Annotated in this window: 25 protein-coding genes and 2 other annotated features; of the genes, 4 read left to right on the top strand and 21 right to left on the bottom strand. The window is 43.9% G+C overall.

Annotated features, from left to right (window positions below):
- Nucleotides 1-15 precede the first annotated feature (15 nt).
- On the top strand, nt 16-1197 hold the full coding sequence (locus tag P3L57_RS13655; protein ID WP_069487113.1) for an IscS subfamily cysteine desulfurase: 1182 nt from the start codon (nt 16-18) through the stop codon (nt 1195-1197).
- A complete protein-coding gene (locus P3L57_RS13660; RefSeq protein WP_044154192.1) occupies nt 1163-1705 on the top strand; it encodes a transcription repressor NadR in 543 nt (180 codons plus the stop codon). Before P3L57_RS13655 ends, P3L57_RS13660 begins: the two co-directional genes overlap by 35 nt.
- A gap of 21 nt (nt 1706-1726) precedes the next feature.
- Here P3L57_RS13660 and pheA read toward each other — a convergent pair whose 3' ends face one another.
- From pheA to P3L57_RS13680, 4 genes are read right to left on the bottom strand one after another with little or no spacing between them, the layout of a single operon-like run.
- On the bottom strand, nt 1727-2584 hold the full coding sequence (pheA, locus tag P3L57_RS13665; RefSeq protein WP_069487112.1) for a prephenate dehydratase: 858 nt from the start codon (nt 2582-2584) through the stop codon (nt 1727-1729).
- 17 nt (nt 2585-2601) lie between these two features.
- Nucleotides 2602-3045: a transcriptional regulator ThrR gene (gene thrR / locus P3L57_RS13670; protein ID WP_010335153.1), complete on the bottom strand. Its 444-nt coding sequence runs from the start codon at nt 3043-3045 to the stop codon at nt 2602-2604.
- A gap of 52 nt (nt 3046-3097) precedes the next feature.
- The gene (gene obgE, locus P3L57_RS13675; protein ID WP_044154184.1) at nt 3098-4384 is read right to left on the bottom strand and encodes a GTPase ObgE; all 1287 of its coding nucleotides are present in this window, start codon (nt 4382-4384) and stop codon (nt 3098-3100) included.
- Nucleotides 4385-4418: 34 nt separating this feature from the next.
- Complete coding sequence (locus P3L57_RS13680; protein ID WP_044154182.1) at nt 4419-4997, bottom strand: sporulation initiation phosphotransferase B; 579 nt, start codon at nt 4995-4997, stop codon at nt 4419-4421.
- Nucleotides 4998-5074: 77 nt separating this feature from the next.
- Here P3L57_RS13680 and P3L57_RS13685 point away from each other — a divergent pair, with 77 nt between their 5' ends.
- Nucleotides 5075-5197: a hypothetical protein gene (locus tag P3L57_RS13685; RefSeq protein ID WP_125825434.1), complete on the top strand. Its 123-nt coding sequence runs from the start codon at nt 5075-5077 to the stop codon at nt 5195-5197.
- Between the two features lie 119 nt (nt 5198-5316).
- Here the strand turns inward: P3L57_RS13685 and rpmA are convergent, their stop codons facing one another.
- The 16 genes from rpmA to valS form a co-directional block, all read right to left on the bottom strand.
- A complete protein-coding gene (gene rpmA / locus P3L57_RS13690; protein ID WP_003222623.1) occupies nt 5317-5601 on the bottom strand; it encodes a 50S ribosomal protein L27 in 285 nt (94 codons plus the stop codon).
- 12 nt (nt 5602-5613) lie between these two features.
- Nucleotides 5614-5955 carry a ribosomal-processing cysteine protease Prp gene (locus P3L57_RS13695; protein WP_069487111.1) on the bottom strand — a complete coding sequence of 114 codons (342 nt, stop codon included), beginning with the start codon at nt 5953-5955 and terminating at the stop codon, nt 5614-5616.
- A 2-nt stretch (nt 5956-5957) separates the two neighbouring features.
- The gene (rplU, locus tag P3L57_RS13700; RefSeq protein WP_010330275.1) at nt 5958-6266 is read right to left on the bottom strand and encodes a 50S ribosomal protein L21; all 309 of its coding nucleotides are present in this window, start codon (nt 6264-6266) and stop codon (nt 5958-5960) included.
- 13 nt (nt 6267-6279) lie between these two features.
- Nucleotides 6280-6357, bottom strand: a sequence feature (ribosomal protein L21 leader region).
- A 57-nt stretch (nt 6358-6414) separates the two neighbouring features.
- The gene (locus P3L57_RS13705; protein WP_044154177.1) at nt 6415-7281 is read right to left on the bottom strand and encodes a M50 family metallopeptidase; all 867 of its coding nucleotides are present in this window, start codon (nt 7279-7281) and stop codon (nt 6415-6417) included.
- On the bottom strand, nt 7274-8068 hold the full coding sequence (locus P3L57_RS13710; protein WP_044154175.1) for a M23 family metallopeptidase: 795 nt from the start codon (nt 8066-8068) through the stop codon (nt 7274-7276). Before P3L57_RS13710 ends, P3L57_RS13705 begins: the two co-directional genes overlap by 8 nt.
- 149 nt (nt 8069-8217) lie before the next feature.
- The gene (gene minD, locus P3L57_RS13715; RefSeq protein WP_024122353.1) at nt 8218-9024 is read right to left on the bottom strand and encodes a septum site-determining protein MinD; all 807 of its coding nucleotides are present in this window, start codon (nt 9022-9024) and stop codon (nt 8218-8220) included.
- Between the two features lies 1 nt (nt 9025).
- Entirely contained in the window at nt 9026-9706 is a 681-nt protein-coding gene (gene minC, locus P3L57_RS13720) for a septum site-determining protein MinC (protein WP_044154173.1), read from the bottom strand.
- 52 nt (nt 9707-9758) lie between these two features.
- Nucleotides 9759-10277: a rod shape-determining protein MreD gene (gene mreD, locus P3L57_RS13725; protein ID WP_010335162.1), complete on the bottom strand. Its 519-nt coding sequence runs from the start codon at nt 10275-10277 to the stop codon at nt 9759-9761.
- Nucleotides 10274-11146 (bottom strand): rod shape-determining protein MreC, encoded by an 873-nt coding sequence (mreC, locus tag P3L57_RS13730; RefSeq protein ID WP_010335163.1) that lies wholly within the window; start codon nt 11144-11146, stop codon nt 10274-10276. Before mreC ends, mreD begins: the two co-directional genes overlap by 4 nt.
- A 30-nt stretch (nt 11147-11176) precedes the next feature.
- A complete protein-coding gene (gene mreB / locus P3L57_RS13735) occupies nt 11177-12190 on the bottom strand; it encodes a cell shape-determining protein MreB (RefSeq protein ID WP_010335164.1) in 1014 nt (337 codons plus the stop codon).
- 91 nt (nt 12191-12281) lie between these two features.
- Nucleotides 12282-12977, bottom strand: a complete 696-nt coding sequence (gene radC, locus P3L57_RS13740; protein ID WP_044154171.1) for a RadC family protein — start codon at nt 12975-12977, stop codon at nt 12282-12284.
- Between the two features lie 37 nt (nt 12978-13014).
- A complete protein-coding gene (locus P3L57_RS13745) occupies nt 13015-13584 on the bottom strand; it encodes a Maf family nucleotide pyrophosphatase (protein ID WP_044154168.1) in 570 nt (189 codons plus the stop codon).
- Nucleotides 13585-13734: 150 nt separating this feature from the next.
- Nucleotides 13735-14733 carry an SPOR domain-containing protein gene (locus P3L57_RS13750; RefSeq protein WP_069487109.1) on the bottom strand — a complete coding sequence of 333 codons (999 nt, stop codon included), beginning with the start codon at nt 14731-14733 and terminating at the stop codon, nt 13735-13737.
- A 132-nt stretch (nt 14734-14865) separates the two neighbouring features.
- A complete protein-coding gene (locus P3L57_RS13755) occupies nt 14866-15612 on the bottom strand; it encodes a prepilin peptidase (protein WP_069487108.1) in 747 nt (248 codons plus the stop codon).
- 141 nt (nt 15613-15753) lie between these two features.
- Nucleotides 15754-17046, bottom strand: a complete 1293-nt coding sequence (locus tag P3L57_RS13760) for a bifunctional folylpolyglutamate synthase/dihydrofolate synthase (protein ID WP_069487107.1) — start codon at nt 17044-17046, stop codon at nt 15754-15756.
- A 59-nt stretch (nt 17047-17105) separates the two neighbouring features.
- Nucleotides 17106-19748: a valine--tRNA ligase gene (valS, locus tag P3L57_RS13765; RefSeq protein ID WP_069487106.1), complete on the bottom strand. Its 2643-nt coding sequence runs from the start codon at nt 19746-19748 to the stop codon at nt 17106-17108.
- 59 nt (nt 19749-19807) lie between these two features.
- Nucleotides 19808-20030: a binding site (T-box leader), on the bottom strand.
- 166 nt (nt 20031-20196) lie between these two features.
- Here valS and P3L57_RS13770 point away from each other — a divergent pair.
- Nucleotides 20197-20388 carry a hypothetical protein gene (locus P3L57_RS13770; protein ID WP_024122364.1) on the top strand — a complete coding sequence of 64 codons (192 nt, stop codon included), beginning with the start codon at nt 20197-20199 and terminating at the stop codon, nt 20386-20388.
- A 19-nt stretch (nt 20389-20407) separates the two neighbouring features.
- Here the strand turns inward: P3L57_RS13770 and cotN are convergent, their stop codons facing one another.
- A complete protein-coding gene (gene cotN, locus P3L57_RS13775; RefSeq protein WP_069487105.1) occupies nt 20408-21433 on the bottom strand; it encodes a spore coat protein CotN in 1026 nt (341 codons plus the stop codon).
- Nucleotides 21434-21456: the final 23 nt, after the last annotated feature.

The following is a 21456-nucleotide window of genomic DNA, read 5'->3' on the forward strand; positions in this document are numbered from 1 at the left end:
TGGAGGAAAGACCGGATGATTTATTTAGATTATGCAGCAACCACGCCAATTTGCGAGGAAGCTCTGGACGTATTTCAGAAGCTCAGCATTGATATGTACGGGAATGCCAGCAGCTTGCATGACGCTGGGGGAAAAGCAAAGCATATACTGGAGTACTGCCGGGGGAAAATAGCTGACATAATCGGCGGAGAAACAAACGGTATATATTTTACAAGCGGCGGCACAGAATCCAATTTTCTTGCCATTCAATCATTGTTAAACGGCTTGCCAAAAACAAAAAGACATTTTATTACGACTGCCATGGAACATCAATCAATCCATAACTGTGCTGCTTTACTGCGGAATCATGGCTTTGACGTGACAATCATTAAGCCTAATGAGTACGGACTTATTACCGAGGAAATATTGGGAGCTCATATTCGCCCGGACACAGGCCTGGTTTCTATTCAGCATGCCAATTCAGAAACAGGAATTATTCAGCCCATTAAACACCTGTCATCGTATCTTCACAACAGGCAAATTCTTCTTCATTGTGATGCGGTACAAACATTCGGCAAACTGCCCATCCATACTGAAGAAATGGGGGTGGATGCTCTCTCTGTTTCCAGTCACAAAATTCACGGCCCTAAAGGAGTCGGAGCTGTCTATATTCGGCCGGACGTCAATTGGAAACCGGTGTACCCTGACACCGTTCATGAGAATGGGTTTCGAGCAGGCACGGTAAACGTACCGGGTATCGGAGCCTTTACAGCGGCTGCGGAGCTGATCGTAAGTGAAATGGAAAGTCAGATATCCCACAATCAAATGTTAAGACAATACTTTTTAGAACAAATCCGTATTCGGTCTCTCCCTGTAATCCTTGCGGCAGATGGTGCAAACACAGAATGTCTGCCCCATATTATCGGGTGTTTTTTTGGCTCATTTGAAGGACAATATGTTATGTTAGAATGTAATCGGAATAATATTTGCATTTCAACGGGCAGCGCTTGTTCTGCAGGCTATCATGGACCGTCTGAAACGATGAAAGCGTTAAGAAAAACAGAACAGGAAGCCCTGCAATTTATCCGCATCTCTTTCGGAAAAAACACAACAACTGAACAGCTGGATATGTTATTACATACGTTTACAGCGCTTTTGGAACAAAGGAAAGGAGAATATCATATTGACCGAAGAATTAAAGCTCTTGGGCGCCAATAGGCGTGAGCAGCTTCTTTTGTGGCTGAAGGAATCCACATCGCCGCTGACAGGAGGAGAGCTCGCCAAAAAAGCAAATGTTTCGAGACAGGTGATCGTTCAGGATATCTCGCTGTTAAAAGCGAGAAACGAGCCGATTATCGCCACAAGCCAAGGCTATGTCTATCTGGACGCCGCCGCTCAGAAGCATCAGCAGGCAGAAAGAATCATAGCGTGTCTGCACGGACCTGAACGGACAGAAGAAGAATTGCAGCTCATCGTAGATGAAGGGGTAACTGTAAAAGACGTAAAAATCGAGCACCCTGTATACGGAGATTTAACTGCAGCGATCCAAGTCGGCACGCGAAAAGAAGTCAAACATTTCATCAAAAAGATCAATTCCACAAATGCCGCCTATTTATCACAGCTGACAGATGGTGTGCATCTTCATACACTGACAGCACCCGATGAACATCGTATCGATCAAGCCTGTCAAGCACTCGAAGAAGCCGGTATTTTGATTGAAGACTAAAAAAAGCCCTAATAGGGCTTTTTATAATTGATAAGATTGATATGTACCAAGCAGCTTTACTTTGCATCCGAGCGCTTCAAGCTCCTGCATAGCCCCAGGGATTAATATTTCATCAAACGCCTGTTCAATATCAATAATAAAGAAATAATTCCCTAACCCGGTTTTGGTCGGACGGGATTCGATTTTTGACAGGTTTAAGTTTCTCCAAGAAAAAGCAGACAGCACTCTATGCAGCGCTCCGGACTGATCATCCTGCGGAAGCGTCACCATCAGTGTTGTTTTTGGTCGTGAATTCAATTTTGAATTCACTTCAAAAGTTATATTTTCATCAGGAGACAGAATGACAAATCGCGTATGATTGTCTCTATAATCCTGTATATCCCGTTTTACGATTTTTAATTCGTATGTAGAAGCCGCCATTTCATTGGCAATCACCCCGATATTCAGCTCGGGATGGTCACTGACAAACTTTGCCGCCGCTCCGGTTGAATTGGCGTATTCATACGGCACGGAAGAAAAATGCCGATGGAGAAATTTATGGCACTGCGCAATCGCATGTGAGTGAGAATAAATTTTGTCTAGGTCCTTCCATGCATTTTCTCTGGAAGGATGAACGAGTAAGTGCTGATGAATCGGCAATGTCATTTCACCTACGATGGGCAGAGGCTGTTCATGTATTAAATAGTCTATTGTTAAGTTTACTGATCCTTCTAATGCGTTCTCTAAAGGAACAAAAGCAAAATCAACCTCACCTGCAACTGCCGCATCTATACATTCCGGTATCGTGCGGTAAGCAACATGCTCGGCGCCATTTTGGAAACAAGAACTGACTGCTAGATGTGTGAATGTAGCTTTTGGACCTAAATAACCGACTTTCATGACGATATTCTCTCCCCTTACGCTCCTGAACCTAATATTTCAACCTTTTCTACAAAATCAAACTTTCTCATCTTGTTCATTAATGTATGAATATCCTCTTCCATTGCAGATGTACTGATAGACAGCGTTACGTTTGCTCTCCCTTGAAGCGGGATAGTCTGGTGAATGGAAAGAACGTTGCTTCCAGAGTCAGCCACCGCCTGAAGGAGCTGAGATAACGCGCCTGAGCGATCCTCTAAATGAAAGAAAAGTGTGATAATTTGTTCTTTAACCATTGTATAAAAAGGAAAAACGGCATCTCTGTATTTATAAAATGCACTTCTGCTTAAATCCACCTTTTGAACGGCATCTGCCACTGATTCTGCTTTTTTTCGATCCAGCAGTTTTTTGACTTCCAATGTTTTTCTCATCGCATCAGGCAACACATCTTCACGGACAAGATAAAACGTCTCCTCTTTCACTTGCATCCCCCCTTTTGAAAATAGAGAGCCTGATATCCAGGCTCACCCATCATTAATCAATAAATTCAAATTCGAATTCAAGAAGTCTGATAATGTCTCCGTCTTTGGCCCCGCGTTCTCTGAGTGCTTCATCAACACCCATTCCCCGCATCTGTCTTGCAAATCGTTTAACAGATTCATCACGTGAGAAATCAGTCATCTTGAATAACCGCTCAAGACTGTCTCCTGAAAGCACAAAGACTCCGTCAGGATCTCGCGTAATGCTGAATGGCACTTCTTCATTCTCTATCGTGTACATGACGCGGTTTTGCGTAAGCTCTTCCTCGTCATACAGCGGGAATTCCGGAGTGTTTTCCAGCTGATTGGCGACTTCATACAGAAGCTCGCGAAGACCTTCTCTTGTCACTGCACTGACCGGGAACACCGGATAATCATCCGTCAGCTTTTCTTTAAACCCTTCAAGATTTTCCGCCGCCTGCGGCATGTCCATTTTATTTGCGACAATAATTTGCGGGCGCTCAGTGAGACGCAAATTGTACTCGCTCAATTCCTGATTAATCGTCACATAATCCTCATACGGATCGCGGCCTTCCAAGCCGGACATATCAATGACATGAACGATAACACGGGTCCGCTCAATATGGCGCAAAAATTGGTGGCCAAGCCCGACGCCTTGATGAGCCCCTTCAATCAGTCCAGGCAAATCGGCTATAACGAAGCTCCGTCCATCATCTGTTTCGACCATGCCAAGATTCGGAACAAGTGTCGTAAAATGATAATCCGCAATTTTCGGTTTTGCAGATGAAACGACGGACAACAAAGTCGATTTACCTACACTTGGGAACCCGACAAGCCCGACGTCTGCAAGCACTTTTAATTCAAGAACAACATAGCGTTCTTTTCCCGGTTCACCGTTTTCTGAGAGCTGAGGTGCCGGGTTCGCCGGTGTGGCAAAGCGTGAGTTCCCTCTTCCGCCTCTTCCGCCTCTTGCGATGACAGCCTGCTGTCCATGTTCGGTTAAATCGGCAATGACCTGTTTTGTATCATCGTCTGTCACAACAGTGCCAGGCGGAACTTTAATGACCATATCATCAGCATTTCGTCCATGCTGGTTTTTTGACATGCCATGCTCGCCGCGAATCGCTTTAAAGTGTTTTTTATATCTAAAATCCATAAGAGTACGGAGACCTTCGTCCACTTCAAAAACGACGTCTCCTCCTTTTCCGCCGTCGCCGCCGGCAGGGCCGCCTTTCGGCACATATTTTTCACGGCGAAACGCAACCATCCCGTTGCCTCCGTCGCCGCCTTTTACATACACTTTCACCTGATCTACAAACATAATGTCCTCCGTTCTAAACCGTTAAAAAACTCCGCTAGTTCAACCCAATTTCAATCAGACATTCGTGACTTGTGATCTCAAAACGCATGATATCAAAGTCCTCATATCCATTTTGCCGAAAATCGTCAAAGGCAGATATATCGGCAAAAGTGCCGTGAAAATCAAGGTAAAGAATCAGCTGTCTGTCAGGATGATCGGTTTGAAGCGAAACGGTTAAATGATTTTCACTGCCTCTAGTGACTGCTTGTTCAAACAGATCAAACAGCTTTCTCATCAGTTTCGCCAATTTTTGATCAAAAGCTGACAAATCCTTAATTTCCCCGAGAACTTCATATTCAAGTGTCATACATTGGGCTTTCCAATTAAACGTAAGAAAATCAAACGCTAAATGCGGTGTTTTCAGGTTTGAGAGCTTTGATTCGTGCTTAGCGTCTATCACCATTTCTTCAATGATTTCAAAGACGCGGTCATACTTCTGCAAGCTTAAGTTTCCTTTAATTAGCTGCAGCTTATTCATCCAATCATGCCGGGAATGGCCAAGAAGATGAATCAGTTCATTTGTTAAAGCCGTATCGCTTATATTTTCTTCTTGATTTTTTGAAACATCCTTCATTTTCGCACTCCCAATCATTTGATTTCTTATTTAGGAGTCTGTATAAGTGTGTATTATGAATTATAACAGAGAAGGCTTTGATAGAAAAACAATTGTTTTTCCCAGAAATATCATGTTCCTTTTTTCTGGCTTCGGTTGATTTTCAGCCAGGCAGAACATTTTATGTATTACTGCTTGGGGAACATATCCAGTGGGTTTGAGACATTCGTTCTCATTCTTGGCGGGGTCTGCTCGCACATACTCTGCATAACATTCTTGATGCTTACTCCGCATATTGCAAAAAAAACTCCAGTCATCATCGACCGGAGTTTTTGAATCATTATTGAGCTACAGGATATACGCTCACTTTTTTGCGGTCACGGCCGAAACGTTCGAATTTAACAGTTCCGTCGATTTTCGCAAAAAGAGTGTCATCTCCGCCGCGGCCCACGTTTTCACCTGGGTAAATTTTTGTTCCGCGTTGACGGTAAAGGATAGAACCGCCTGTTACGAATTGACCGTCAGCACGTTTAGCACCTAAACGTTTAGCCTCAGAGTCACGTCCGTTCTTTGTAGAACCTACTCCTTTTTTAGAAGCGAAAAACTGAAGATCTAATCTAAGCATGTAGCTCACCTCCTATATTATGTTTGTGGTCACACGCAAGTGATCTTTATAATCCCGCTCAATTGTCTCTAACGAAACAATCATGCCTTCAATCAGCAACTGAGCTTTTTGGCGCGCCTCCGGATCAAGAGATTCAGGGAATTCAAAATAGAAATAACCCCCATCTTCTCCTATATCAAGAAGCGGCTCGAAGCCCGCCAGCGCGATGACCGCGTTAACGGATCCAAACACAACGGCTGTTACTCCGGCACATACGAGATCTTGTCCATGTTCAGCAAAGTTGGCGTGACCCGTCATTTCAAAAGACAATAAGCTTTTGTCAGTACGGGACCGTCTGATTGTTGCCTGAATCATGCTTACGCGTTGATTTTTTCGATCGTCAATTTAGTGTAAGGCTGACGATGACCTTGTTTTTTATGAACGTTTTTCTTTGCTTTGTATCTGAAAACAGTGATTTTTTTCGCGCGGCCTTGTTTTTCAACTTTAGCCGTTACTGTTGCGCCTTCAACTGTAGGGTTGCCGACTTTCACGTTGTCTCCGCCAACAAACAAAACGTCTTCAAAAGTAACTGTTTCACCTGCTTCAGCAGCAAGTTTCTCGATGTAAACAGTTTGGCCTTCTTCAACTTTAATTTGTTTACCGCCTGTTTTAATGATTGCGTACATTCTCTGCACCTCCTATTAGACTAAGACTCGCCAGATACCAGGGGGCTGTATAACAACTCTTAACACCTGTACTGAGCGGTTGTAGCATTGGTGCTACATCCATAACATTAAAAAATATATCAGAATACAAGGCGTTTGTCAATCGATTTTAATAAGGGAGCAGCAGTTCTTCCATGGAGGAATTTGTCCGTTTATCAGCAAAGTAGGCATGCAGCACTTCATTCTCATCCAGCTGGCTTAGCTTCTCGCCGGATTTTTCTATAATAATGGGATGCTTGCAGCCTCGTTTGAATTCCGCCATGACATGATAGACTTTGTCCTCAGCATTAACGGTAAGCGGAAGCAATTTTTCAAGCTCGCGGTTTTTCCCATAATATCTTTCCAAGAGAAACCTCACATGGATGTAGTGTCTTTGCCTGTACTCCTCAAACAGAGAAACAGCCAGAAAGACAAACAAAACCCATGCGCTGATTTGCAGAGGAACCGCAAATAAAACCCAGCATGCGAGAAGCAGGCAGCACACAAGTGAAGTCTTTAGATTCAGCCGGTGCGCTTTTTGAAAAGACAGATGCTTTGAAAAAATTAAAAATAACAGCTTGCCGCCATCAAGCGGCCAAATCGGCAGCAGATTCACAAATAAAATAGATAGATTATAAAATGTAAACAGTTCAAAGGTCTGCTGATCAATTATTGAGAGGCCTGCAATCATCCAAGCCGCAAGCTGGAGCCAAATGTGCTGAAGAGGTCCGGCAATAATCACCGCAAACTCTTCCTTTAACGGCCGATTTCCGTGCTCTTCCACTTCAACTGTTCCTCCAAATGGCAGCAAAAAAACACGCTTGATTCTCCAAGAAAAAAACACGGCCAGAGCGGCATGCCCCAGCTCATGGATCAGAACAATCACAAGCAAACACAGCAATGCTTTCATATGCCCTGTAATCAGCCCCAGCGCCATGATAATCCAAAGAAAAGGATGAACATGAATTTTCAAGATGAGGTCAAGCCATTTATTCAAATGAGATCACCTGAATCGGATCAATAAATTTATCGCCGTCTTTCATGGCAAAATAATAGAGCCCTTTGTTATGATCATCGAGTTTAATCGAACCGAGCTTTTTGCCTTTATCTACAAAATCATATAAAGCGACATCCACGTCTTTCAGTTCGCCATAAATGCTGTAGGTATTGTCAGCATGCTGCACTTTCACTGTCAGCCCCGTCTCACCGTCTTTACTGACTTCAACAACATAGCCTTCTTTTATACAATCGATTGTATCGCTGCTTGTTTCGACTTTAATGCCTTCCCCGTTGTCCTGAAAATCCTGCTGAACTTTACCAGATGCGGGTGCGACGAGATCCTGACCCACTTCAACCTGCTGTTCCTTATTTTTCTTTTCAGGAGCGAGAAATGCAAGCGGGCTGCCAAATTTCGTTTCAAACCAATGGCTTGCTGAAGCAAATTGAAATTCTGTTTCGAAGGTTTGTGCAACGACCGGCTTGATCTGGCTGACGGGTCCAATATTTGTTTTATAGGCTATGGCAGAAACAAGAACAAGGCAGGCCGATAGAAGACATTTCAGAATAATTGAGTCTGTTTTCACCAAAGGGTGTCTTCCGCTGAAATTAGAATTGCCATCTTCATATACCGGGAGGGTTCCATGTTTTTCCTGATCAGACATCATGACCCAAGACGGCGGTTTTTGCTTTTCGGAACCTGCCTGAGTAGGGAAATGTTTTGAGCCGGAAACCTGTTTCCTTCTTTTCTCTAATCGTTTTCTGATTTCATCTGCTCTGTGACTCATTGCCATCATCCTTTGCATTCGTTGGGTTTGTACATCATATGTCTTGTCCATGGCAATTATTCGATTTACCTTCAGCACAGAGCAGTCAGAAACAAAAAAACCTGACACAGCATTTGCTTTGTCAGATTCTTCTCTTTTATTCTATGAAATTATGATCTTACTCCGAAAAATGACTTAATCTTAGCCATCATTCCCTTGTTTTGCTCTTCAAGCACCTGCAAAGGAACAGATTCGCCTAAAATGCGGCGGGCAATATTGCGATATGCGATGGAAGCGCGGTTTTTCGGGTCCATTGCAATCGGTTCGCCATGGTTAGATGCCTTAATCACTTCATCATCATCGGCAACGATACCGAGCAAATCAATCGACAAATGCTGAACGATTTCATCGATATCCATCGTGTCACCGTTTTTCATCAGGTGATTTCTGATTCTGTTTACAACGAGCCGCGGCGGTTCAATATTTTCTTCTTGCTCCAAAAGCCCTATAATGCGATCAGCATCTCGCACAGCTGAAATTTCAGGCGTTGTGACCACTACCGCCTTGTCAGCCCCGGAAACGGCGTTTTTGTATCCTTGCTCAATTCCTGCGGGGCAGTCTATGATGACATAATCAAATTCCTGCTTGAGCTCTTGGACCATAGTTTTAATTTGTTCAGGAGCAACAGCCGTTTTATCGCTCGTTTGAGCAGCGGGCATTAAATAGAGCAAATCATCAAAACGTTTATCCTTTACGAGCGCCTGATGCATTTTACATCTGCCCTCTACAACGTCTACGAGATCATAAATAATTCTATTTTCAAGACCCATTACTACATCCAGGTTGCGCAGTCCTATATCAGTATCTACTAAACATACACGCTTCCCTAAAATGGCTAAGGCGGTACCGAGGTTAGCAGATGTTGTTGTTTTACCTACTCCGCCTTTTCCCGAAGTTATTACGATAGCCTCACCCAATTCACATTCCTCCCTCAAGCCTTGTTAGATCAGGTCTTAAATGAGCCAAATGTTGAAGGCGTTCAATGACCATATTTCCGTCTGTATCTAAATAAGCACATTCCATTTCGTTCCCTTTTTGAATGTGGTCTGGGGAGCGATTTAACACGTGATTGATTCTTAACTGTGTCGGCAGCATTTCAGAGGCAGCAATGACCGCATGATTATTTCCGTTAAATCCGGCGTGGGCAATGCCTTTCAGCGAACCCAGAACAAAAATGTTTCCGCCGGCTCTGACTGTCCCGCCCGGGTTCACATCCCCGATGAGAAGCAAATCGCCCTTCACCTCGAGCACTTGGCCTGAACGGATAATTTTTGAAACAGAAATAATTTCAGCTTCCTCTTTCATACGCTGTGCTTCTTTTTTAGTAATGACTTCACTCTCAATAGAATGAACAAACAAATCTTTCTTTGACGCAATTAATTCGGTCAGCTGTTCCTCTTGCTCCTGATATAAGCAGCGATTGCCCAGCTTAATGTGAACGCTGATTTTCTGGCCTTTTCCATCTGTATATTGTTCAATTGACAGCATATTCTGAAGACCATCTAGAAGCTCATCAAAAGAACATGCATCATCAAGATGCAATGTCAAACCATTCTTTGTTCCTTTTATCGTTACATATTGCTGCTTTTTGGTCTTCACAATATTCACCTCAACAACATACTCATTTCGTCAAAAAAAGATAAAATCCTTTTTACTCATCTCTCAATTCTTTCTTTAGACTCATAAAAAATAATCTAAATGGGAGAACCAGGATGAGTGCGCTTATCATATTTAATAAAACTGTCGGTATAAACCGGTCTAGCACAAAGCCATTAAACGTCATAATGTCTTTGTGAATCAGCGACTGAATGCCGAATACATAAAATTCAAGCAGGCAAACTGCGAGAACAGCAATCAGGATGACGACAAAAGCGTTTGTGTGCAGCACTTTAAACGCTTTTGACGCCAAATAGCTTAGCCCCGCAAAGCCAAACATATAAACACCTAATAGACTTGTATAATTCATATCATATAGAAAGCCGAAAATAAAACCGTAGATCACCGCGTGTTTTTGATTGATAAAAGCCGACATAAAAATCAGCACAAGCATCAGAAAACGCGGGACGAGCACCTGGTCATCCGTGACGAACGGGAAATGCACCAGATCAGTAAAGATGCTTTCCGCCGAAAAAACCAACATCATAACGAAAGGGAGAAGGAAACGTTTCACGATCCTTCCTCCTCTGTATCGACAGTCGGCACATCACGATTAACAACGATCACATTATTTAAATCAGAAAGATCAGCCGCAGGTTTTACATAGGCAACTTTCGTTAATCCATAAGAGTCAGACTCGATCTCAGTCACTTCACCGATTGTCAGCCCTTCTGGAAATACGCCTCCTGTGCCCGACGTTTCAATCAGATCGCCTTTTTTCACGTCTTGTTTATCCTTGCGTTCGATTATGGTCATCTTCAGCCGTTTTTTGTCTTTATCATATCCTTCGATTAAACCGTAGCCTTTGCTGCCTTTTTTCCCGGAAATGGTTGTTGCGACTCTGTTATTCCGGTCAGTATCGCTTAAAAGCTGGACCGTAGACGTAAAGTTATTAAGGCCGGAGCTTTTAATCTTCCCGATTAATGCGCCTTTTTCGTTCGTTACAGCCATATCTTTCGCTACGTTTTGCTGAGTCCCTTTGTTAATGGTCACCTGCTTCGCCCAGTTATCAGGGCTTCTGGCAATGACTGTCGCCAAAATCGGCTTGTAATCTTTTATTGATTTCACATGGCCGAGTTCGTCACGCAAGGATTTGTTTTCGTCTTCAAGTTCTTGGAGCTTGGCTTCATATTTTGTCTGTCCGTCAAGCTTTTCTCTCAGACGCTCGTTTTCTTCGTATGTGTTTTTTAAATCACTAATGTTCTCAAATATCCCTGCAAAAAATTCGGCAGGCGTATGAAAAATGTTTTGAAATACTCCCGTCGTATCACCGATCAGTTTCTCAGGCCAGGTGGTATTACGGCCGTCCTTCAGCGAAAATCCAATCATAGCCACCAATATGATAATACACAGAAGTAATAGCATTAACCGTTTATTCGGCATCGTGTTACACCTCTTCTATTGAACTCCCGATTATCTTGTTTTTCCTTTGAAAAGATGAATGTGCTCCAGTGCTTTTCCTGTACCGATCGCTACACAATCAAGCGGGTCTTCAGCGATAAGGACCGGCATTTTTGTTTCTTCGCTGATGACTTTGTCCAAATTACGAAGAAGCGCTCCGCCGCCGGTTAACACAATACCTCTGTCCATGATATCTGCGGCAAGCTCAGGCGGTGTTTTTTCAAGTGTGCTTTTCACTGCCTCTACAATGGTTGACACAGTGTCACGCAAAGCATTAGAAATTTCTTTTCCAGTAATTTCGATCGTTTTCGGCAGACCAGTCAGCAAGTCACGTCCGCGGATTTCCATTTTATCGGATTCTTCTGCGGATTCAGCAGAGCCGATATCCATTTTAATCGCTTCAGCAGTGCGGTCCCCGATCATCAGGTTGTATGTTTTTCTGATGTAGTTGATAATCGCATCGTCCATTTCATCACCGGCAACGCGGATGGATTGAGATGTTACAATACCTCCGAGGGAAATAATCGCAACTTCTGTCGTTCCGCCACCGATATCAACAACCATGCTTCCAGTCGGTTCCCAAACCGGCAGATTGGCGCCGATAGCCGCAGCAAACGGTTCTTCGATCGGATACGCGTCACGCGCTCCTGCTTGTCTTGTCGCATCGATAACAGCACGCTCTTCAACCGCAGTAATGCCGGATGGCACACAAACCATCACATAAGGTTTTCTGGCAAACATGCCTTTATTTTTAATGGCTTGATTGATGTAATATTTCATCATGGTAGCCGTTGTTTCATAATCAGCGATAACGCCGTCTTTCATCGGGCGAAGAGCCACTACGTTTCCAGGAGTCCGTCCGATCATATTTTTCGCATCATTTCCGACAGCAACAATCGATTTCGTATCCGTTTGCAGAGCAACGACTGACGGCTCTCTCACAACAATTCCTTTACCTTTCACAAAAACAAGCGTATTCGCAGTTCCAAGATCTATACCAAGGTCTCTTGTACCAATTCCAAACATATGTATGTATCTTCCTTTCTTAAAGCAAAAATACCCTAAAGGGAAAAACTCATAAACTCTATTATAGCTTAATTCGACGAAAAAAAAAGTGTTACAAATATCCTTTTTCCTTTAAACTCACAAATTTTTTGTCGCCAATCACCAAATGGTCAAGCAGCTCGATGCCAATCAGGTTTCCGCATTCAAACAGCCGTCTTGTCACTTCAATATCTTCCCTGCTCGGCGTCGGATCCCCCGAAGGATGATTGTGGATACAAATAAAGGAAGCGGCAGATCGTTTGAACGCTTCTTTAAATACCTCCCGGGGGTGGACAATGGATGAATTCAGACTTCCGATAAAAACAGTGCGTTTATGGATGACTTGGTTTTTTGTATTTAAATATAAACAGACAAAATGCTCCTGGGTTAAAAAGCGCATATCCTCCATGACCAGGTTTGCGCCGTCTTCCGGGGAGCGGATTACAACATGTTCTTCATTGGCTAGTTTATGAATACGGCTTCCCAGTTCAACTGCTGCCAGTATTTGCACAGCCTTCACCAGACCGATTCCCGGGATGCTGGACAGCTCCTCAACGGAAGCTTCTTTCAGCAGACGCAGCCCGTCAAACGAGCGCAGAAGCCTGTTTGAAAGGTTCATAACAGATTCGTTCTTTGTGCCTGTCCGCAATAAAATAGCCAAAAGTTCGTTGTTTGCTAAGTTCTCGGCTCCGACTTTCAGCAGCCGTTCTCTAGGTTTTTCTTTCTTTGGGAAATCTCTGAGTTTTAATGGCAGATCGTGTATGATCAAGCCCTCCTTTTCTTTCCCTTCCCGTTTATAAAAATCGTCAGGCTTCTACATCAAAATCCTTCAGAACTCTCATTGTTTTTGATATAGGGAGCCCTACGACTGAATAATAATCTCCGTCTATTTTTTTTACAAAAAGTGCGCCTTTTCCTTGGATGCCGTAAGCACCTGCTTTATCCATCGGCTCTTTCGTTTCAATATAAGTCCAAATCTCTTCTTCACTGAGGGGCCAAAACACAACCTCTGTCTTATCATAGAACGTTTCGCTATGATTTGCGGCTTGAATACTGACAGCGGTTATCACTGAATGACTACGGCCGGAAAGCCTGCGAAGCATTGCAGCAGCTTCTTCTTGATCTTGCGGTTTGCCAAGGCACTCACCGTCAAGACATACCATTGTATCAGCACCGATTACGATTGCGCCCGGATTGAGATCGGCCACAGCCTTAGCTTTTTGTTTTGCCAACCATTGGACGTTTTCTTCAGGTGAAAAGTTTCGATTTAATTTTTCCTCTACTTCACTGACAATAATGGTGTAGGGAATCTGAAGCAGATCGAGGAGTTCTTTTCTTCGCGGAGATTGTGATGCAAGTATAAGCGGCTTAGCCATGTTCGTCATCCTTTCAGGGTTTGCTTAAGAAAAAAAGATACTCATTTATCCTACCAAATCATGAGGCTCGCCACAATTTCAGAAAAATAACTTTTTCATGACAAAATAAAAAAAGCCTGTCACTAAGGACGAAGGCTCAGGCACTTTCTATTATTTAATTACGGCTAAAAGCTGCTGCTGGGCCTTCCATCCGGCTTCAGCACTTGGGTCCTCTAATTCCTTTAACGCCTGCAAAACTGCTTTTTTCTCTCCCGTTTCAGCCGCTTCTGATTCACCGAGCGAATTTTCTATTTTTTTAACACTTGCTTTTGTGATATCTTCTCCGAGAATCGCCTTCGCAGAGAGCGCTGCTGTTTTCTTGAAAGAATCTGTCATATCCGACTCTATTGATAAGGATAATTCCTTGCCTCCCCAAGCTTCAAAATCGCTGTCGATCAAAAGCTGCCCTAACTGCTGTGATACAGCCTTATCATTTGCCAGGCCCGCAATGACATACGTGTACCCGTCATCCTTTGACAGGGAGACGGCGGAATATCCTTTTTCAATCAGCTGTTCAGTTAACGTCTCAGCACCCTTTTCATTTGAAAACTTTCCTGCTTGAACTGCATATGTTTTATATGTACCTTCCGTTTGTGCCGCTTGTTTTTCTCCGCCGGTGCTTTGTTTCTCCGCAGATGTATCTCCTGCTTTTGCCGTCTGGCTGCCTAAAGAATCATCTAAGGAGGATGGCGCCGACGCTTCTTTATTGCCTGATATATTCAATGCGAATAGCCCTAAGCCTGTGCCTAAAACCGCCGCAAAGGCAATTGTCGCCGCCACTCTTTTTACCGGCTTGGTCGCCCCTGACTTTCCTTTTGAATAGAGCTTCGATTTCTTCTTTTGATAAGGCGGAACAACTTTGGGGTCATCTTTAAACACCTTATCCTCGTCTGAATCCCAGTTGAATTCATCTTCATCAGGATGTTCATGGGATGCCGCAACCTCCTGCTCCGCCTTTCTCTTTTCCTCCCAATTTGAAAACGTCATGTCTTTTTCTTGCTCTGTCTTCGGTGTCTCTTGTTCGTAAACTGTTTCTTCTTTTCCATTAATCGTCACCTTAAGGGCTTTTTCTTCCGCTTTACTGATTTTTTTTTGCTTCCTTTTTTTCAATTCTGCTTCCTCCCTTCATTTGTGTGACCGTTCTTGTGGCTTTTCATGCTACACACTTTAGCACAGGCGAAAAAAAAAAGAACAAGACTTTTGTCGTCTTGTCCAAAAAACGTTCGTCAAATTTTTCATCAGTCAGCCTAACGCCGTTTTGACATAAAAGGATATGATAGAGTCACCGTATAAATAAGCGAAAATGCTTCCTGCTGCAATTGCCGGGGCAAAGGGAAGCGGCTGTTTTCTGGCCAGCCTTCCGAACAGTACAGCGGCAGCTCCATACAATGCGCCTATAAGAACAGAAAAGAAAAAGGCGGCAGCAAGCATTTTCACACCAAGCACAAGGCCGATAACGGCAAATAATTTAATATCCCCTCCCCCTATTCCTCCATGAGTGATGACGGCAATAAAGGCCAGTAAAAGAAAACCGGCAGCCGCGCCTATAAAGCCTTCATACCAAGAAAGAAGCGGAGAAATGATTCTGCCAGCCGCCAGAAAGGGAAGAAAGAATAGCAATATGCGATTTGGAATCAGCATAAAGTGAATATCTGTCACAGAAACAATAATAAGAAGAGAAAGAAACAGCAACGCAACAATCAGTTCCCAAGACAAACCGAAACGAAATCCCGCGGCTGCAAATAAACTCGCTGTCGAGAGCTCTGCCGCCGGGTACATAAGAGAGAGCTTTTGGCCGCAGCTTTTGCAATTGCCTTTTTGCAGAATAAAAGATAAAACAGGGATTAATTCCGTCGGGGTTAGGGTTCGACGGCAAAAGGAACATGCCGAACGCGGACTTATGATGGATATGTGCAAGGGTATACGGCATCCAACCGTATAATAAAATGAACCGAGGATAAGGCCGAGGACAAAAAGAATCGGAATCATAGACAACACACCTTTACTCTCTTTAGGATTATGCTATGAATTGTAGCACAGCAAGCATATTGATCTATAATAAGCAATTTTAGATTTTGACAGAAAAAATCCCGGCAGAATATCATTATTGATTCTGCCGGGCCAAAGTCATTACAGCATTCTTTTTCGAATGTCAGAAATAAAATAAAGTGATCCCGTAATGAGCACGATATCATTTGAGCCTTTTTTGCTATCTATTAATTTGATCACATGCTCCGGATCTTCATTCCAGCTTTTGCTGCTGATTTCACTAGCATCATACAGATCTTTCGCAAGAGAAGCACGCGGAAAATCAAAAGAAGCAAAATGAATCGAGTGCGCGATCGTTTCCAGTTTCTTAATCATGTCATGATACGGCTTATCCTTTAACGCACTAAACACCACACAAATATCGGAATCTGGGAAACGCTGCTTCATCGTTTCAGTCAGCTTATCGATCCCTTCTTCATTATGGGCGCCGTCTAAATATACCGGCGGATGTTCCTGAACCAACTCTAATCTGCCCGGCCAAGCAGCCTTTATGAGCCCGCTTCTTAACGCAGCATCACTCAATTCAGCAATGTTTTCCCTGTTAAGCCACTCGGCAGCCAAAATGGACAATGCCGCATTTTGTCTTTGATGCGTACCGATGAGAGATGTTCGAATATCTTCATAACACGTTTCTCCGGTTTTTAAAGAAAACTGTTCTCCTGCAGGGAGAGCCTTTTCATTATAAATCCTGCTTGTATCATGCAATGACTGAAAAGGAGCAGACTTTCGTTCAGCTTCATGCCGGATTACCTGTAAGGCTTCCGGCTGGGTAACGGCTGTCACGATCGGAATGCCTTCTTTTATAATCCCGGCTTTTTCGCCTGCGATTTCTTCAATGGTGTTTCCTAAAATGTTCATATGGTCGTGTCCGATGCTTGTGATGACAGTTAAAAGCGGCTCGACAACATTGGTAGAGTCGTACCTTCCGCCCAGACCTGTTTCAAAAATAACAAAATCGACCTGATGATACGCAGCAAAATATAAAAATGCACAAGCCGTCATAATTTCAAATTCTGTCGGCTGACCGTGTTCAGTTTGATCAAGCTCTTCCACGATCGGTTTCACCTGATTAACGAGTGTGACCCACTCCTCATCTGTAATAGGTGTGCCGTTTACGCTGATGCGCTCATTAAATGTGATGATATAAGGCGATGTAAACGTACCGACAGTGTATCCCGCTTCTTGCAGCATAGAACGGATAAAAGCGACAGTTGATCCTTTGCCGTTTGTTCCCGCCACGTGGAGCGCGCGGATTTTCTTTTCAGGATGGTCCAATCGCGCCATCAGCTGCTTCATTCGATCAAGACCGGGCTTCACTCCGAATTTCAGACGGCTGTGAATCCAGCTGCGCGCTTCTTCATATGCAGTAAACAATGATAATCCCCTCTTTTATAAGACAAGGCGGTTTCTCAAGAAACCGCCTCGGCTTTTCATTAGCCCTTCAGCTCAGCCATTCGTTTTTGAACAGCGTCACGCTTTGCCACATAATCTTTCTCTTTCTCACGTTCTTCATCAATTACGTGCGCAGGCGCTTTTTTTATAAATCCTTCGTTTCCAAGTTTCTTTTGGACACGCTCGACTTCTTTCGTCAGCTTATCGAATTCTTTTTGCAGACGGGCGATTTCTTCATCGATATTAATTAAACCTTCAAGCGGAAGTATGACCTCTGCTCCTGTGACAACTGCCGTCATTGCTTTATCAACAGCTTCGATATCTGTACCGATTCTCAGCACGCTCGGATTTGTAAAGCGTTCCACATAAGAACGGTTTGCTTCGAGACGGGCTGCGACCTCGTCCGTGCTCGCTTTAATGTACAATTCAACTTGCTTGCTCATCGGTGTGTTTACTTCGCTGCGGATATTACGCACAGAACGGATCAGCTCAACGAGAAGCTTCATGTCAGCAGCAGCTTCAGTGTCTGTATGCTCAGGCACAACAACAGGCCATGTGCTTACAGTAATGGATTCTCCTTGGTGCGGCAGGTGCTGCCAAATTTCCTCCGTTAAGAATGGCATAAACGGATGGAGCAGGCGCATCGTTTGATCCAGAACATAAGCAAGGATGGAACGGGTTGTTTTCTTAGCCGCTTCGTCTTCTCCGTATAGAGGAAGCTTTGCCATTTCAATATACCAATCACAGAAATCGTCCCAAATAAAGTTATATAAATGGCGGCCGACTTCACCGAACTCATATTTATCAGCTAGCTGTGTCACACTTTCGATCGTTTCGTTTAAACGCGTTAAAATCCACTTGTCAGCTACTGATTTCTCACCTGAAAGATCAAGCTCTTCATATGTCATGCCGTCCATGTTCATTAATGCGAAACGAGAAGCGTTCCAAATTTTATTGGCAAAATTCCAAGTCGATTCCACTTTTTCATAGCTGAAGCGAAGATCTTGGCCAGGAGAGCTTCCAGTCGCCAGGAAATAGCGAAGAGAATCGGCTCCGTACTTGTCAATCACGTCCATCGGATCGACACCGTTGCCAAGAGATTTACTCATTTTTCTGCCTTGCTCATCACGGATTAAGCCATGGATTAAAACATCTTTAAACGGACGTTCGCCAGTAAATTCAATCCCTTGGAAAATCATGCGTGACACCCAGAAGAAAATGATGTCGTAGCCTGTAACGAGAACGTCAGTCGGATAATAGCGTTTAAAGTCTTCAGCTGTCAAATCAGGCCAGCCCATAGTGGAGAAAGGCCAGAGCGCAGAACTAAACCATGTATCCAGCACGTCTGTATCCTGCTCCCAATTTTCGCTGTCCTCCGGCGCTTCAAGACCGACATATAACTCGCCTGTTTCTTTATGATACCAGGCAGGAATGCGGTGGCCCCACCATAATTGACGGGAAATACACCAGTCGCGGATATTTTCCATCCAATGCAAATACGTTTTTTCGAAGCGGTCAGGAACAAAGTTGACTTTTTCTTCTTTCTCTTGCAATTCTATCGCTGCATCAGCAAGCGGCTGCATACGCACAAACCATTGGGTAGAAAGATAAGGCTCAACAACCGCTCCGCTTCGTTCACTATGTCCGACAGAGTGCAGATGGTCCTCGATTTTGAAGAGAACGCCTGCCTCCTGTAAATCTTTAACGAGCTTTTTGCGGCATTCAAAGCGATCCATGCCTTGATATTGCAGCGCATTTTCATTCATCGTGCCGTCTTCATTCATGACAAGAATGCGCTCTAAGTTATGGCGGTTGCCAAGCTCGAAGTCGTTCGGATCATGGGCAGGCGTAATTTTCACCGCACCTGAACCAAATTCCATATCAACATAGTCATCGCCGACAATCGGTATTTCACGATTTGTGATAGGCAGAATAACCGTTTTTCCGATAAGGTGCTTGTAGCGCTCATCTTCAGGGTGAACCGCAACAGCTGAATCACCAAGCATCGTTTCTGGACGTGTCGTCGCGATTTCAATTGAACCTGATCCGTCAGCAAGCGGATAGCTCATGTGATAAAACGCGCCTTGAACATCCTTGTAAATGACCTCAATGTCTGATAAAGCTGTTTTTGTTGCAGGGTCCCAATTTATGATGTATTCGCCTCTGTAGATCAAGCCTTTTTCATAAAGTTTGACGAACACTTCGCGAACCGCTCTGTTTAAGCCTTCATCAAGCGTAAAGCGTTCACGGGAATAATCAAGGCCAAGCCCTAATTTCGCCCACTGGCTGCGGATGAAGTCAGCATACTCTTCCTTCCACTTCCACGTTTCTTCAAGGAATTTCTCACGGCCTAAATCGTAACGGCTTGTGCCTTCTTCACGAAGTTTCGCTTCAACTTTAGCCTGTGTCGCGATGCCGGCATGGTCCATACCCGGAAGCCACAGTACATCATAACCCTGCATGCGTTTCATTCTTGTTACAATGTCTTGCAGCGTTGTATCCCAAGCGTGGCCAAGGTGAAGCCTTCCTGTTACGTTTGGCGGCGGAATAACGACAGAGTACGGCTCCTTTGTCCGATCGCTGCCTGCTTCAAAAAACTTACCTTTTAGCCAAAAATCATATCGGTCTTTTTCAACCGCAGCCGGATCGTATTTCGTCGGCATTGTTTGTTCATTCGTTTCCATCATAACCCTCCAGCATGTTTAAAATGGCTGAGAACGAAAAAAGAGCCCTTCATCCTTGGGAAAAGGACGAAAAAGCTCTTTCGCGGTACCACCTTTTTTCATGAACCTTGTCAGTTCATGCGCTTCAACGGATAACGGGGGTTTCCCGAATTTCTCTACTCTTCTTTCAAGAAATTATGCTCCCGGGCGACCTTCCAATCAGACAACATAAGAAGCCTTTCAGCAAGCGGCTTCTCTCTCTGCATGCGTCTTTCTTGTACTCTTCCCGTTCTAAGCAGGTGTATCTATCAGCTCATTATATACTTTATTTATGTTCTTTATTATAGTAAAAGTGTTTTTGATTCGTCAATCATCTTTTCCAAAAATACTGCGTCCTATACAAGATGGGCAGGCACCTATTGACCAAGTATACATATGATGCTTGTAAATGCGTTGAGGAGGATGCACCGTGAAGAAACGTTTCAGCTCTTATTCCCTGCCGCCGTGGGTCAGGCAAATTCGGCTTGTATCCGCGCAAGTGATTATCCCGATTACGATTTTCCAAGGTATCAGAACTATTTTCTTTCCGACAACCTTTGATGTCTTACTGCTCGCAATATTGATTCTGCTAGCCTGTGCGCTTCATTTGGAATGGATATAAACAAACAAGTCCGCGCCAATTAAGACGTGGACTCGTTTTCCGCCTGAAATTTTTTCTCTTGTTCAATTTGATGGATTTTCATCACAAACGGCTCAATATTTTTCATTTGCCAGTATGCCTTTAATAAGTGTGTACATTCATCTTTTTCACGCCGTCTTTTCCCAGTCTGATAGCGGTTCAGCACTTTGTACACCGCTGCCGGATAAGCCATGTAACTGAGAAAAAGACTGATTTCAGCATCATGCAGAGGAAATGCTTTCGTATATGCATAAAACCAATCGACACACTCCGGACAAGCTTTTGGAAAACCGCTGAACATTCGTGTGTAAAAGCCGAGCAAGTCGTTATGCGGCGGCCCCACAGACGCTCTCTCAAAATTCGTAAAGTATCCGGTCCCTGCATCATTATACAGAAAATGGTGAATAGACAGGCTGCCATGGGTAATGACAACCCTTGAGGAGCCTTTTTCTTTTGCCGCTTCATACCAGTCCTTAATCCGCTCAAGCGCAAAGTTTACGGCGGAAATGGTTTCTGAATAATAGGTTACAGCCTGCAATTCAAAGGGGGACAGGTACCATTCTTTCTCAGCTCTGTCTACAAACTGTTCATAAATGATCTTTTCATTTTCCCACTTTTTTCTCGTTTGTTCATAGTGGCGTTCAATGTCTTCACGCCTGACCTTGATTTCCTGCGCAGTTCGCTCGTGAAGGCGGGCTGTTTCTCTAAATAGATAGGCATGTTTCTGATCCCGCTCTTCCTCTTGGTCAAATTGGAGCCACGGCATTAAGTAATAGGAGTCTCCAGTTTGTACGCCCCCGGAGAAAAACTCTCCCCCATTTGTTCTGTAAATGGGAACAAAGGAATGAAAGCCTTTTTCCTCAATTGCCACCATTTGATCTGTAAAATGTTTGCCGCGAACCGATTTCATTTTTTTCAGCGCAAATACCCCATAATCTGAATACACTTTCCACACACGAGAACTGACTGGCTCAATAAATTGAGCCGTCAGTCCGTATTCCTGAAGAACCGATTGGACATCTTCCATTCCATTCACCACATTTTCCGATC

The sequence above is a fragment of the Bacillus sp. B28 genome (assembly GCF_029536185.1).
GTDB classification, from domain to species: Bacteria; Bacillota; Bacilli; order Bacillales; family Bacillaceae; genus Bacillus; species Bacillus halotolerans.